This is a genomic window from Veillonella seminalis, assembly GCF_003992065.1.
Lineage (GTDB): Bacteria > Bacillota > Negativicutes > Veillonellales > Veillonellaceae > Veillonella_A > Veillonella_A seminalis.
Genome location: NZ_RQUZ01000009.1, coordinates 120198 through 133962 on the forward strand (window position 1 = coordinate 120198; position 13765 = coordinate 133962).

The 13765-nt window shown below is 40.4% G+C and carries 9 protein-coding genes and 1 pseudogene; 3 read left to right on the forward strand and 7 right to left on the reverse strand.

The genetic code is table 11. The features are described 5' to 3' along the window. Window positions 1-8 precede the first annotated feature (8 nt). Window positions 9-1946, reverse strand: a complete 1938-nt coding sequence (locus EO126_RS07445; protein ID WP_164726716.1) for a ComEC/Rec2 family competence protein — start codon at window positions 1944-1946, stop codon at window positions 9-11. A 502-nt stretch (window positions 1947-2448) separates the two neighbouring features. After that, a complete protein-coding gene (locus EO126_RS07450) occupies window positions 2449-3120 on the reverse strand; it encodes a helix-hairpin-helix domain-containing protein (protein WP_006556660.1) in 672 nt (223 codons plus the stop codon). A gap of 182 nt (window positions 3121-3302) precedes the next feature. On the opposite strand from EO126_RS07450, the gene EO126_RS07455 reads away from it, so the two are divergent. Beyond that, entirely contained in the window at window positions 3303-4532 is a 1230-nt protein-coding gene (locus tag EO126_RS07455; protein ID WP_127008233.1) for an aminopeptidase, read from the forward strand. Between the two features lie 885 nt (window positions 4533-5417). Here the strand turns inward: EO126_RS07455 and EO126_RS07460 are convergent. The 4 genes from EO126_RS07460 to pheA all read right to left on the reverse strand — a co-directional run bounded on the left by EO126_RS07460 (window position 5418) and on the right by pheA (window position 11207). Continuing rightward, entirely contained in the window at window positions 5418-5897 is a 480-nt protein-coding gene (locus EO126_RS07460; RefSeq protein ID WP_006556658.1) for a deoxycytidylate deaminase, read from the reverse strand. 85 nt (window positions 5898-5982) lie between these two features. Then, the gene (gene leuS / locus EO126_RS07465) at window positions 5983-8451 is read right to left on the reverse strand and encodes a leucine--tRNA ligase (protein WP_006556657.1); all 2469 of its coding nucleotides are present in this window, start codon (window positions 8449-8451) and stop codon (window positions 5983-5985) included. Window positions 8452-8573: 122 nt separating this feature from the next. After that, on the reverse strand, window positions 8574-10337 hold the full coding sequence (locus EO126_RS07470) for a glycosyl hydrolase family 18 protein (RefSeq protein WP_164726717.1): 1764 nt from the start codon (window positions 10335-10337) through the stop codon (window positions 8574-8576). A gap of 15 nt (window positions 10338-10352) precedes the next feature. Then, the gene (gene pheA, locus EO126_RS07475) at window positions 10353-11207 is read right to left on the reverse strand and encodes a prephenate dehydratase (protein WP_006556655.1); all 855 of its coding nucleotides are present in this window, start codon (window positions 11205-11207) and stop codon (window positions 10353-10355) included. 111 nt (window positions 11208-11318) lie between these two features. Between pheA and lgt the strand changes: the two genes are divergently transcribed. Further along, window positions 11319-12185 carry a prolipoprotein diacylglyceryl transferase gene (lgt, locus tag EO126_RS07480; protein ID WP_006556654.1) on the forward strand — a complete coding sequence of 289 codons (867 nt, stop codon included), beginning with the start codon at window positions 11319-11321 and terminating at the stop codon, window positions 12183-12185. A gap of 176 nt (window positions 12186-12361) precedes the next feature. Beyond that, window positions 12362-12994, forward strand: coding sequence for a flavodoxin family protein (locus tag EO126_RS07485; protein WP_127008237.1), 633 nt, complete (start codon window positions 12362-12364; stop codon window positions 12992-12994). A 145-nt stretch (window positions 12995-13139) separates the two neighbouring features. Here EO126_RS07485 and EO126_RS07490 read toward each other — a convergent pair. After that, window positions 13140-13765: pseudogene (locus tag EO126_RS07490) on the reverse strand (IS256-like element ISVra1 family transposase); the annotation flags it as partial.

Sequence of the window (13765 nt, forward strand, 5' to 3'; positions counted from 1 at the left end):
AGCTCCTCCTACAATAAAAAATCCGGGACAACGCGTGTGCCCGTAATATATCTGGTTGAATCCGCCGGATCTACATCAGCATGACTGCCGGAATTAGGCCAATACACCATCCCCATCATTTCCGACTTTTCGTTGTACGATTTTGATGCCATTGCACTATTTGTAGTTCCTACAATATATGGTTTCATCTCTTCTAATTTTAGATTGTTTTGTGTAATTTGTCTATTACCGAATATGAATCCTTCTTTCGCCCCATCCACTAAAATCATCCCCGGATACTCCTTGATTTCACGCTCAAAATCACGACTATACAGTCCTATATAAGTATCTTTATTTATAGAACTCTTTTGCGCATTTGCTATAGGACATTGTAAGCTATGCAACAAGGACATAACACTATCTTTTGATTTTTCATTCACCTCCTGCAGTATAACGCCGCTCAGCCTTTGTATACCATAATAATGAATACTGTTAATAATTGAGCTTTGTGTCATATTGGATAAGGCTTTACCGCCTGTAGTTACATATAAAAACCCTCTGGGCATATGCAGTGACTCTTTTTTTACAACTAAAAAGGCAGCCCCTTTAGTGACGGGAATTATATGTACAAAAACCTTCTCTCCAGTTAAATGAATCATCGGTAGCAGCAGCAATATAAATAAAGCGCCCATAGTCAGCATCTCATATGACAATGAACAAACCTTCCATTCCTGCATAACAGCGTATAGCTGACGACAGCCAAGTACATACAAAATGCCAAGCCATACCGGCAAAGCACCTAACCACATAACAGCTCCCGGTAAAGAAGCAACTGAAAAATTTAGAAAGAGTGCCAGTTTTAACAACAATCCCAACCAAGACCACAAAAAATTCACTGATAAAATAATCTGTAACAGCAGTAATACAGCCGTGCCCAATATGGCTAAATCAAGTAGCGGACCTACAATGATAGCGGCTAATAATGAACCGTAACCCATGAGATGAAAATAATATAATTGGAGCGGCCAAATAAGTAATTGAGCACTAAGGCATAAGCTAATCGGCCCCATAATATAAGGCCGGCCTTTCGGCAACCTTTGATATAAAGTGCGACTAAACAACAGAATTCCGTAAGTAGCCCCCAATGAAAGTTGAAAACTTATATCCAATAGTAACAGCGGTTCATACGCCAGCATGAGCGCAGCACTGATATTCAAAGCCTGACGACTGTGATATAAATTACCGCGTATCAGCCCTACCCCCATAATTATCCCCATTACGGCTGATCGTACTACCGGAGGATTAAAGCCCACCACCGCACAATATAAAATAACAAAGATAATTGCACCATATGTGGCCGGTTTCTTTTTTACCTTAAATATCTTAGCTATGACAAAAACAAAACCGAATAACAAGGCTACATGAGAACCCGAAACGGATAAGATGTGAATTAAACCGGTTTTGGCAAACGAATCCATTACGGCTCCGTCAATAGAACTGTACCCTCCTCCCAAGAGTAAACTTTGACCCACAGAACCCAATTGCCCCTGTAAATTTACACTAATACGGTTCATGAGACTCCACCTGGCTAATCCCACGAAATATTCACATCGATCAATGATACGGGTATACCAAAACAGCTTCACCGATGTATCAAGTCCTAAATAGGTTCCCTCATATAAATTCCCCACTCGACCATCCAAAATATAACGTGGTCTTAAATCGATTCTACCTTCTTCCGGTGTCTGCATTAATTGACCGGTACGCCCTTTTACCAACACATATTGCCCGGGTAAAACCGGAGTCAGCTTCATCGCCTCAGTCGGTTTAATATATATCATAAGCTGACCCGACGCTTTGATTGGCTTAGCTTCTGTTGCCGCTTTATCCGGAATCATCGTTACTAATTCACCATTAAATTTCAGATATTCTTCTCCCTGTAAGATAACGCTTTCCGGAAGTGTCATAACCCTTGCTGTATAAGTTCCTTCAGCACCTAAATAATAGGCATTAATTTCATTATACCTATCAATTTCATTACATGTATGAAATGCTCCGATCCCGGCAAGTACCATTAACATTACTAGAATAAGAAATTTTACCGCCGGCGATGTAATGCCGGGACGTATTATATTTTTATTAATACTATAATTACCGACATATATATAACTTTGCTTTTTATTTTTACAATTTCGTTGCCAAATGAGCCACCCAAAATACCATATACTGCCAAGGAATATTTTCATCGGACTAGTAAACTCATAACGCAATCCGTAAGCCAACACAATGCCCCAAGCTGGAGCGAGCCAGAATAATGAACCCCATTCGGTATATGTGAAAAAATACCTTACTCTGCCACATATTGACACTATTTCGCCTCTTTTATCGAATAACTGCAAACACATTCCCCCTCATGCCTATATAAACGTTTCAGTTTTTAATTCAGCTACGATTTTTATAAAAATTTACTCATATCGTAATATGAGGAGCCAATTTTTTAAAAGTAACTTCCCCTATACCTTTAACTTTCTTTAAGTCTTCAATAGCTTTAAACGGGCCTGATTGTTCCCGATAGGCAATAATCTTCTTAGCTGTTCCCGGACCAATCCCCGATAACTTTGTCAATTCCTGTTCGGAAGCTGTATTAATATTTACTTTTTGCTTGCGTAATAATTCCTCCGGATTGCCTATGAAATTAAACGTCACATGAATGTGGCTGCCACTTGAAACTATTTCCGCTAAATTTAATGTATCCACCGATGCATACGGCAACAAACCGCCGGCCCCCTGAATCACATCACCTACTGTTTCACCCTCTTTGATTCTATATAACCCCGGCATTTCCACCGCCCCCGTTACATACACATATTCATTATCGCCACCGGTATGATTACCTTCATTAGTATCAGAATCAGTTGAATTATTGGAATCCGACTTACCCATATCAGTCTGAGATAATTTATCCGTATTATTAACTTTCGGACCTGCCTTATTAGAATTAGTATCAGTAGCCGTCACCGTTCCCGACGTATTCATTTGATCCGTTGAATCTGATATAATAGGCCGTAGTACGATTAAATATAAAAAAATTGATATACTTAACAATATCCAAATCTTTTTGTGTTTTTTGAACTGTTCCATTAACAAGCTCCTCTCAAGATTGCAACTTACACTCTTGCTTAGAGTTTCGTTATGGAATATATAAATCCTACCCAATTACACTACCGGTACGGATAAGCACCAATGGTATGAGTCTGCATCAAAAAAGCAGTTACTAAATTTACTAAATACAAATTATTTTTAATACAGGAAGGATGTATTTTATGGAAACAAAGCGTTTACAGAATTATGCGCACGCTCTTTTAACCACCGGCGTAAATCTTCAAAAAAATCAAACACTCGTTATATCCGTTGATGTAGAAAACAGCGATTTTGCTCTCATCGTAACTAAAGAAGCTTACGCCTTAGGTGCCAAGGAAGTCGTAGTTAATTGGCGTTCCACTGAAATCGGCAAAGAACGCTTACTACATGCAGCCGAGGAAGTATTGGCTAACCCGGCTCCATGGATTCCAAGTTATTATCAAACATACGTCGATGCCGGTGCTGCTTTTTTATCTTTAATCAGTGCCAACACTAAAGCCTTGGCCGGTGTTCCATCGGAACGCATTGCCACTCAATCACGCAATCTCAATAAAGCTCTCGCTTTTTATCACGAAGCCATCATGGACTCCACTCTCACTTGGTGTGTAGCCTCCGTTGCGACCTTGCGTTGGGCCGATTTATTAGGTTTCACAGGTAGTGATTCCGAAAAAACAGATGCACTTTGGTCTGAAATTTTCACACTCTGCCGCCTTGAAAATGTATCTGAAGAAGAAAACTTACCAAAACACTTAGAACGCCTCAGTCATCGCACCAAAGCCATGAACGAATATCACTTTAAAACACTCCATTACACCTGTGCCAACGGTACAGACTTAACAATCGATTTGCCTAAAAACCATTTATGGCAAGGCGGTGCGGAATCCGCTAAAAACGGTACCATCTTTGATGCCAATATTCCTACCGAAGAAGTATTCACCGCACCTCAATACGACGGAGTTAACGGCGTTGTTTACAGTACCAAGCCGCTTATTTACCAAGGCAACGAGATTAATGATTTCCACTTCAAATTTGAAAACGGTAAAATCGTTGATTATGATGCCAAAGTCGGCAAAGAACATTTAAAACACTTGATTGAAACTGATGAAGGCTCTGCTTATTTAGGCGAAGTTGCTCTCGTAGATCACTATTCACCAATCAGCCAATCCAATCGTATTTATTTTGAAACTCTTTATGATGAAAATGCGTCCTGCCACCTCGCCATCGGTGCTGCCTACCCTACCTGCTTAGCCAATAGCGACGGTCTCAACAAAGAACATTTAAAAGCCGAAGGACTCAATGACTCTTTAACACATGTTGACTTTATGGTAGGTCATGAAACCATGAATATCGAAGGCACCACATTCGATGGGAAAAAAGTGCAGGTCATGAAGGAAGGTCGGTTGTTAATATAAGGTCTCGCCGTTTCGGTTCTTATGAGCGGGCTCGGAAATATCAATTAGAAGAAAGCCGGCAAATACCTTTTCAATCCAGGCTCTTATGAGCTTAGGAGTGAACACAATAGTAAAGAAAAATGACAGTAACCTCTCCTCCCGGGCTCTACAGAGCAAAGGTCGTTCAAGGTCACTGTCATTTTTCTTTATGGCTATAGTGCTACACATCTACTTCCACACGCAACTCCTAAGCTCATACATGCCAAAGCATTTGAGTTTACTGCCGGCTTTCTTACTTCTCCTTAAATACATTCCGAGCCAGCTCATAAGAGCAAATAGCGCACGAGGCCAATATATTAACAACCTGTGGTGGGAGGAGAAAGAATAATACAGAATCGAAAAGCCACGTAAGAATTTAACAAGAATCAGCTCTTTCAATTCCTTTTCTTCCCCAACATTAGCCGTATAGCGCGCCCAGTTTTCTTCTTGGTCGTTGAGATTTGAGGCTAAATAATAGAAGGCAGTCAGATTGCTATCAGATACCAGGCATAAGCCCGCAATACTTTACTTTTACTTAGATTAAAAAAAAGACAGACAAAGGATGTCCTCATATTCTCAATGATGTAACCCGCCATAAGTCTCTACTGTAATGTATAGCTCAAACAATATAAAACAGACTAACAAGGTCGAGCGACTTTTTTCGTAAGAAAACCCGAGCGAGTCCTTGTTAGTCTGTTTTAATTCTTTCTATGAATGTAGTTAAAATGGCGGGGTACCTATCAACATAGACTTCTTGTCTGTCTTTTTTTAACAATAACCATTTCTTAAGAAATAGCGGGCTATACTAGTATGATAAATACCTGACTGCCCCTATTTTTGCAAATTTAACCAAGAAGAAACGACGTGCTATACGCTAATGTTTACCGTGCGTCCTGTCGGTATATATTCGGTGATCTGTACCCCGGCAGTTCTCAACATGCGTTTGGAGGCGATAACTTCCGGTGTATCTTTATATTTATCCTGCCAATAAATGACTTCGCGAATACCGCTTTGAATAATTGCTTTGGCGCATTCATTACAAGGAAATAAGGTAACATAAATTTTACTGCCTTCCAAAGAGCCGCCACGGTAATTTAAGATGGCATTCAATTCGCTGTGAACGATATAAAAATACTTATTATCATGTTCCACATCACGGCCCCAAGCGAATTCATCATCGCTGCAACCGAGTGGCATACCGTTATACCCGATTGACAGAATCTTATTATCTTGACTTACAATGCAAGCACCGACTTGTGTATTCGGATCTTTAGAACGTTGAGCCGCCAAAATGGCAACCCCCATAAAATATTCGTCCCAAGTAATATAATCACTGCGTTTAGGCATATGGCACCTCCTTATGTCTCCTATACAGAAATATGCACAATTTAATAATTTAAATTGTGCATATTATTTCATGTAATTAATTTAACTATTTAACAACAATATTCACAATTTTATTTGGAATAATGATGACTTTAGCAACAGTTTTACCGTCGGTAAATTCTTTTACACGATCAAGAGCCAATGCCTGTGCTTCCAAATCAGCTTTAGGCATATCTACCGGAATCGTTAATTTATCACGAACTTTACCGTTAACCTGAACAGCAATTTCCACTTCATCAATTACAAGTGCCGCCTCTTCATAAGTTGGCCAATCCTGCTGATGAATGCTGCCTTCATGACCTACTTCATGCCACAATTCTTCGGTAATATGAGGTGTGAACGGAGCTAACATGAGAAGTAATTTTTCAACTAATTCATTAGCTAAGTCTGCCTGTACGGAATCATGAGCATCCTTGAACTGATACATAGCATTTACTAATTCCATGATACTGGAAATAGCCGTATTGAAATTAAACTTACCATCAAGATCTTCGGTAACTTTTTTAATTACGCGGTGTAATTCACGACGAAGCGCGAACTCATCTTTCGATAATTTTTCACCATGACCTGTTTTGGCAAGTTCCTGGTAAGCATCAACGATACGCCATACACGATTCAAGAAACGATAAGAGCCTTCCACCCCTTCATCGCTCCAATCAAGGTCACGTTCTACCGGAGCCGCAAACAAAATGAAAAGACGAGCCGTATCGGCACCATACTTGGCAACGATTTCTTCAGGCGATACAACATTGCCTTTAGATTTGGACATTTTGCTGCCTTCTTTAAGTACCATACCCTGAGTCAACAAACCTTTGAACGGTTCATCATAGCTTACAAGGCCAAGATCATGAACTACTTTTACAAAGAAACGAGAGTACAATAAGTGCAAGATAGCATGTTCAATACCGCCAATATATTGATCGACATTCATCCAGTAATCGGCCAAAGCTTTATTGAATGCTTCTTTGTCGTTGCGAGCGTCGGTATAACGAAGGAAGTACCACGAAGAGTCGATAAATGTATCCATTGTATCGATTTCACGACGAGCTTCACCGCCACACTTAGGGCAAGTGGCTTTTACAAAGCTTTCAGATGTAGCCAATGGTGAAATAGCACCGGCATCAAATGTTACATCTTCAGGTAAACGAACCGGTAATTCTTCTTCAGGCACAAGTTGTTCACCGCATTTATCACAGTATACAACCGGAATTGGCACGCCCCAATAACGCTGACGTGAAATTAACCAGTCACGTAAACGGTAATTAACCATCTTACGACCTAAGCCGCGATCTTCCAAGTTTTTAATAATAGCATCACGAGCTTCAGCAGACGTCATACCGTTATATTCTTCGGAATTAATTAAGATACCGTCTTCGTGGGCTTCTGTTTGCCATTCATCAAAGGTTAAGCTGTTATCTTTATTCTGAACAACCGGTAAAATAGGTAAATTGTATTTACGTGCAAATTTGTTATCGCGTTCATCATGAGCCGGTGAACCCATAACCGCACCGGTACCATAATCAACGAGTACATAGTTGGCAATCCAAATAGGAATGTCTTTGCCGGTCATAGGATGTTTAGCATACGCACCGGTGAAAAGGCCTTCTTTTTCTACATCCGTAGACGTACGATCGATTTCATTCAAATTGCGTACTTTATAGATAAACGCTTCTAACTCATCCTTATTAGGTTTATTGGCAATCAATTTTTCTACATACGGATGTTCCGGAGCCAGCACAATGTAAGAAACGCCGTAAATCGTATCAATACGAGTTGTATACACTTCAATATTTTTATTGATTTCAGGAATTTCAAAGGCAAATTGAGCCCCTTCACTGCGACCAATCCAGTTTTTCTGCATTGTTTTAACGCGTTCAGGCCAATGATCAAGGGTATCCAAATCTGCTAACAAGCGATCGGCATAATCCGTGATTTTTAAGAACCACTGTTTAAGATCTTTTTTAACTACTTTATTGTCACAACGCCAGCAAAGACCGTCAATAACCTGTTCATTGGCCAATACAGTATGACAATGGTCACACCAGTTTACTTTCGCTTCTTTTTTGTACGCCAAACCTTTTTTATAAAACTGTTGGAAAAGCCATTGCGTCCAACGATAGTAGTCTTCTTTGCAAGTCGCTACTTCGCGGTCCCAATCATAGGATAAACCGAGTTCCTGCTGTTGACGTTTCATATTGGCAATATTTTCAAGCGTCCATTTTCTTGGTGCGATACCGTGTTTGATAGCCGCATTTTCAGCCGGCATACCGAACGCATCCCAACCCATTGGATGAAGTACGTTGAAGCCCTTCATTTTTTTGAAACGAGCTACTACGTCACCGATGGAATAGTTACGCACATGCCCCATATGCAAATTCCCCGATGGATAAGGGAACATTTCAAGTACATAGTACTTTTCTTTGCTTTCATCATAATTTGTTTTAAACGTATTGTGTTCAAGCCAATACGCCTGCCATTTCTTTTCAATGTCCTGGGCTACATATTTCTCGTTCATGCCACAGCCTCCTCAAACTCAAATTCCTCAGGTCTGTACCGTTTTATTTTATCTTCAAGTCTTAAACTTTATTATATTACTATTATAACAATGCCGTCAATATAACCATTGTTTGGACTCCATTAGGATTCCTTGGTTACCACAACGGTCGAAGACGCACCAAAAGGTGATGTACCGGTATTGGTCTCACTCTTAGTCAATGACGTATTTTTGCTTTCTATCTTAGGTAACTCACCGGCTTTTTTTATATTATCATGCTTAAACTTATCGGCCTGAATATTATCATTAAACATAAATTGACGGAATGCCTCAGTTTCAAAACCTTTACGCCATGCGGCAAACCCGGCCAGTTTCAACTCGCTCATGAGCTCGCGTTTATAAGCCATAGAGGCTTCATCTTCAAACCAAACTTCAGAAATAACGGCTGACTTATTTCTTAAGCCAGCGACAATACGCGGTTCTTTACCTGTTTCAGCATATGTCAAGAATTGTTCTGCCAATTCATCATTACTGAATTTTACATAGTTAAGTTTTAAATCATTATCCCAAGTAACTCTATCAGCATATTTTGTTTTTAGTTCAGCCGCCTCCGACATAGTCAAAGTGCGACTCTTAGGTTTACCGTAAGTTACCTTACCCTTGTCGTCTACCGAAATCGTACGTTGCCATACACGCATATAATACGGTACGCCGAGGACGATTTTTTCAGGTGAAACTTCACGGGTAAGAGCCGTCGTATTGCGTTTTACCCAAGGATAACTGGCTACAGGGCCCGCTTCAGGACTGGATGCCCATACTTCGTCATATGCCATAAGTACCATATAGTCCAGAACTTCGCCCAAATGCTTACGGTCATACACTTTCGACCAATTTTCACTGTCCGAATACCCCGTTACATCCATGGACACAAAGATATTAAACTCGTGCAAACGTTGCGTCAAGTACGCTACAAAGCTCGTCAATTTAGCTCGGTCTTTATAATGCACGTCTTCAATGTCCAAATTATAACCGTCATAGCCGTAAGACAAAGCATACAATACTAAATCATCAGCAATCGTCTTCCAATATTTTTTGTCATTCAAAACTTTGCTTGTAAAATCCGCATCAAACTTATTCGTCACAAGCGGCCAAATACGATACCCTTGGTCTTTATAGGTATTAGTATATGTCAAACTTACACCGGGCTTAACGGCTAAGCCGTTTTCTGAAAAATCAAACCAAGTCGGTGACACAATAGATGTACCTGTTTTAGCTACCGGCGTATCATACGGTTTTGATACAAACGGATCAAATACCCAGGAAATAGAACCTTTAATTTCTTTACGGGCCGGAATATCCAAACCCCCCAACGGCGCTTTCAGTTCTATACCCGTTTTGGTACGATCGGCTTGAACACCGAGAAGCGGTGATGTGGCGCTCATATCCACATAAATAACGCCGTAACGTTCAATCGTGGCCAATTGAATCGTACGTTCACCGTTGCGTCGATCACCGTTATAGCTCATATCGCCGGCACGTCGCGGAGCCGGTAAAGTTACATATACATTATCGTCTTTACGAGTAATAGGATTCAAATTAACCTGCTGATACACGGACAACGGTATTAACATATGCGAACCTTCTATAATTGCCATTTCACCGGAATCGGTAATCTGACCGGCTAACGTACGGAATGAAATAGGCTGAACATTCCCGGTTCCCGCAATTTCACTCGTAACAGCAGTTTGACCGGTCGCAGATGGAACCGTTGCTTTAGATTTTATATTGTTATCTATACGTATTAACGTACTGTTCTCTTTAGTTACTTCAATGGAGGCCGCATAGGCTCCCGATACCGAAAATGTCAAAAGAGCCGCCAAAACGGCTCGTGTTACTTTTTGTTTCATATACATCCTTTCATTTTATTCTACATGGTAGGTTTCATAGGCACCCATTAATTGCATTGAAGTGGCCAAAGATTCTAATTCGGCTAATGCTTCCACAACCTGTGCCCCGTTGGCTGCTATCTGTAAATCGAGAAAAAACTTATATTCGCCAAGCCGACCTTTCGTAGGTCGCGACTCAATTTTTACTAAATTAATTTGACGTTTGGCAAAAATCCCCAGACATTCCCACAAAGAGCCCGGTCGTAAACCGTCAAGCTCACATTGAAGCGATAATTTACCGCTCGTCATAGCAGGATTAAAAGAAATTTGTTGATTCGGTTTTACCAAAATAAACCGCGTCAAATTAAACATATTATCTTGAATTTGTTCGGTTAGTTTAACAAGACCATATTGTGCTCCCATAGCCTCACCGCCAATAGCGCCTTTTTGCAAAGACTTGGATTGGGACACCATTTCGGCCCCTTCAGCAGTAGAACTGGTCACAATTTGTTCTTTATTTTTAGCATTTTTTTGTAAAAAAGCTTTACATTGCCTAAGTGCCTGCGGATGTGAATAAATTGTAGTTATCTCATCCGACACGCTCCCCGGCAAGCCCCATAAAAAATGACGAATAGGCATGCTGATTTCAGCGGCTATTTCAACATTACTGTGCTCCGCCAAATAGTCCACCGTAGTCAATACTGTACCGCCCAAAGAATTTTCTACCGGTACAAACGCATAGTCCACTTGGCCCAACATGGCCGCTTCAATAGCCTCATCAATCGTATGCATGGCTTCTTTTACAATCGTCAATGATTGACACTCACAAAGACGATTCAGCGCTTCTTCCGTAAAAGTCCCCCGGGGACCTAAAAATGATATGGTTGTCACTCTTCATCGCCTCCTCCTTCGATACGTTTTATTATAACATACGGCCTTTTTATTTGTCATAAGAATGAGCCTCGGCTATAATGAATATATACTATTTATAAGGAGGTAATTATGCATCAATATTTATTTTATATAGGTGACTTTCCTATTCGAGCTTACGGGCTTCTCTTATCGTTAGGTATCTTCTGTGCTGCTGCGGTAGCTTATTATTTATTTAAACGTGACGGGCGCGATTGGCATGTACACATGTTTGACTTTGCCATTACAACCGGTATCGCCGGTATTGTCGGTGCGCGCTTGTGGGACGTATTCTTTTTCGATTGGGAATATTACCAACATCATATCCTGGAAATTCCGTTTGTATGGCAAGGCGGTATGGCTATACAAGGCGGTGTTGTGCTCGGCACCTTAGCCGGTATTTGGTATGTAAGACGCCATAATATTGATACTTGGGCATTCGCCGATGTCTTTGCGCCGGCCTTAATTCTCGGTCAATCGGTAGGACGCATGGCTAATCTCATGAACGGTGATGCATTCGGTCATCCCACCGGCGGCAATTTCGGCATTCTCTATCCGGAAACAACGCTCGCCTTCAAAACCTATGGTGCGCAACCGTTATGGCCCGCCGAAATTTGGGAAGGTCAAATTGATATCCTCATCTTCGTAGCGTTGCTCTTATTCAACACTATCCCACACAAAAAAGGCCAGACATTCGTGCTCTACGCTATTTTATACTCAACAGCTCGTTTCTTCCTTGAGTTTTTACGCGGTGACTACGTAAACCTTACTATGGGCCTGAAATCGGCTCAGATGACCAGCCTTACGGTTATCATTATCGGTATTATCGTGTTTATTTACCTTCAAGTAAAAGGATCTTATGATGCCCATCTGTATGGAGTTGATGGTGACGAAAACTCATCAACTAACGCTTCATCCGGCAAAAGTTCCGAAGATAAAACTAAGCGCAAACGCAAATAATCATAGATTACCTGTATATTAACTCTTATCTGCATTAATTAAATATTTTTAGTACATATATTAAATGTTAACTGTTTATTCTTAAAAATATGTGCTACCATAAAAATGAATCGAATATTTTATATTCGATTCATTTTCACATTACAGCTTTTCATAAGTATGAAAGGAGCCGCATCATGAGCAAAGTCTTATTAATCAACGGCAGCCCGAATCAACACGGCTGTACCGATACAGCACTTCAAGAAGTAAGTATGTCTTTAAATAAAAACGGCATTGAATCGGAAATTTATTGGATTGGCAAAAAGCCTATCTCCGGTTGCATTGCCTGTGCCAAATGTTTTGAAACCGGTCACTGTGTATTCACCAATGACGGTCTCAATGATATATTGGCCCGTCTCCCTGAATTTGACGGTATCATCGTGGGCTCACCGGTTTATTACTCCGGTCCGGCCGGCAATCTCTGCTCCTTTTTAGACAGATTATTTTTCGCAGGCATGGCTCAAAATCTTATGCACGGTAAATTAGCGGCTTCTGTCGTATCCTGTCGTCGTGGTGGTGCCAGCGCTACCTTTGAACGCTTAAACCAGTATTTCTTAATGAGTAATATGATTGTTATCGGCTCCCAGTATTGGAATCAGGTTCACGGCTTCACACCTGATGATGTACGTAAAGATAAAGAAGGCCTCCAGACAATGCGTACCCTGGGGCAAAATATGGCTTGGATTCTTCAAAGTATTGAAGCCGGTAAAAAAGCCGGTATTCATAAACCGGTTTACGAAGAACCGGAAATGACTAATTTCATTGACTAATAGTTCTTTTACAACACGGCTTTTCCCTATAGGGAGATTTTTAGATTAGAATAAAACCTATCATCAATAAAACATACAAAATGGCAGCAGGTGAATTACGGATCACCCGTCAATTTAGGGTTATAGGACATTTTGAGTTGGTAATTTAATCCCAAAGATAGTTAGGATATGGATCAGAGAAATGAAAATCACTCCATACAATAGCATCACCCCAAGTTGGGATAGAATTTTCTAATCTTTCTCTAGAATTCATGGTATCATATAGTTGAGAAATACTTTTGTTGGTCGGCATAACCTCGAGTATTTCAGCGGGTGAAAGCGGTTTCGGTGAGTGCATGTAGCACCACCAGAAAACCGCTTTTATTCGTCTTTCAATATTCATCCCTCTATGGTAACGCAACATAGCTCTTAATTGAGCATTTATGCCGCCTTCAATACGGTTATTAGTAGATGAACAGTCAAAGTCTAATGTCTCATCTAGGTAAGTGAATGAGGTACCGGATTTTATTAATACAATGAGTGACTGCTCTGCTTTTAAAAGTCTCTCATGTTTTAATCTAGGTTTTCCGTACTCGTCATAAGATACTTCATCTAAAAAGGCTTTATGCTTAATTTTCCAGTCTGTTAAACGCCTAACCCAATTTAATGCTGCATCTGTTGAATTTACCTTAAATAAGTCATTTGAAAGCCCATATAGCTCTGCACCGGCAAGTGTTTTAGGACGGGTTGTCGTATATCTTTTTACTTGCTGAGAAGCATGAAAAATACATC

Excerpts from the sequence above, each read along its gene's own strand:
- EO126_RS07445 (WP_164726716.1), bottom strand. The coding sequence starts at position 1,946 with ATGACACTTCCGGAAAGCGTTATCTTACAGGGAGAAGAATATCTGAAA.
- EO126_RS07450 (WP_006556660.1), bottom strand. The coding sequence starts at position 3,120 with ATGGAACAGTTCAAAAAACACAAAAAGATTTGGATATTGTTAAGTATA.
- EO126_RS07455 (WP_127008233.1), top strand. The coding sequence starts at position 3,303 with ATGGAAACAAAGCGTTTACAGAATTATGCGCACGCTCTTTTAACCACC.
- EO126_RS07460 (WP_006556658.1), bottom strand. The coding sequence starts at position 5,897 with ATGCCTAAACGCAGTGATTATATTACTTGGGACGAATATTTTATGGGG.
- leuS (WP_006556657.1), bottom strand. The coding sequence starts at position 8,451 with ATGAACGAGAAATATGTAGCCCAGGACATTGAAAAGAAATGGCAGGCG.
- EO126_RS07470 (WP_164726717.1), bottom strand. The coding sequence starts at position 10,337 with ATGAAACAAAAAGTAACACGAGCCGTTTTGGCGGCTCTTTTGACATTT.
- lgt (WP_006556654.1), top strand. The coding sequence starts at position 11,319 with ATGCATCAATATTTATTTTATATAGGTGACTTTCCTATTCGAGCTTAC.
- EO126_RS07485 (WP_127008237.1), top strand. The coding sequence starts at position 12,362 with ATGAGCAAAGTCTTATTAATCAACGGCAGCCCGAATCAACACGGCTGT.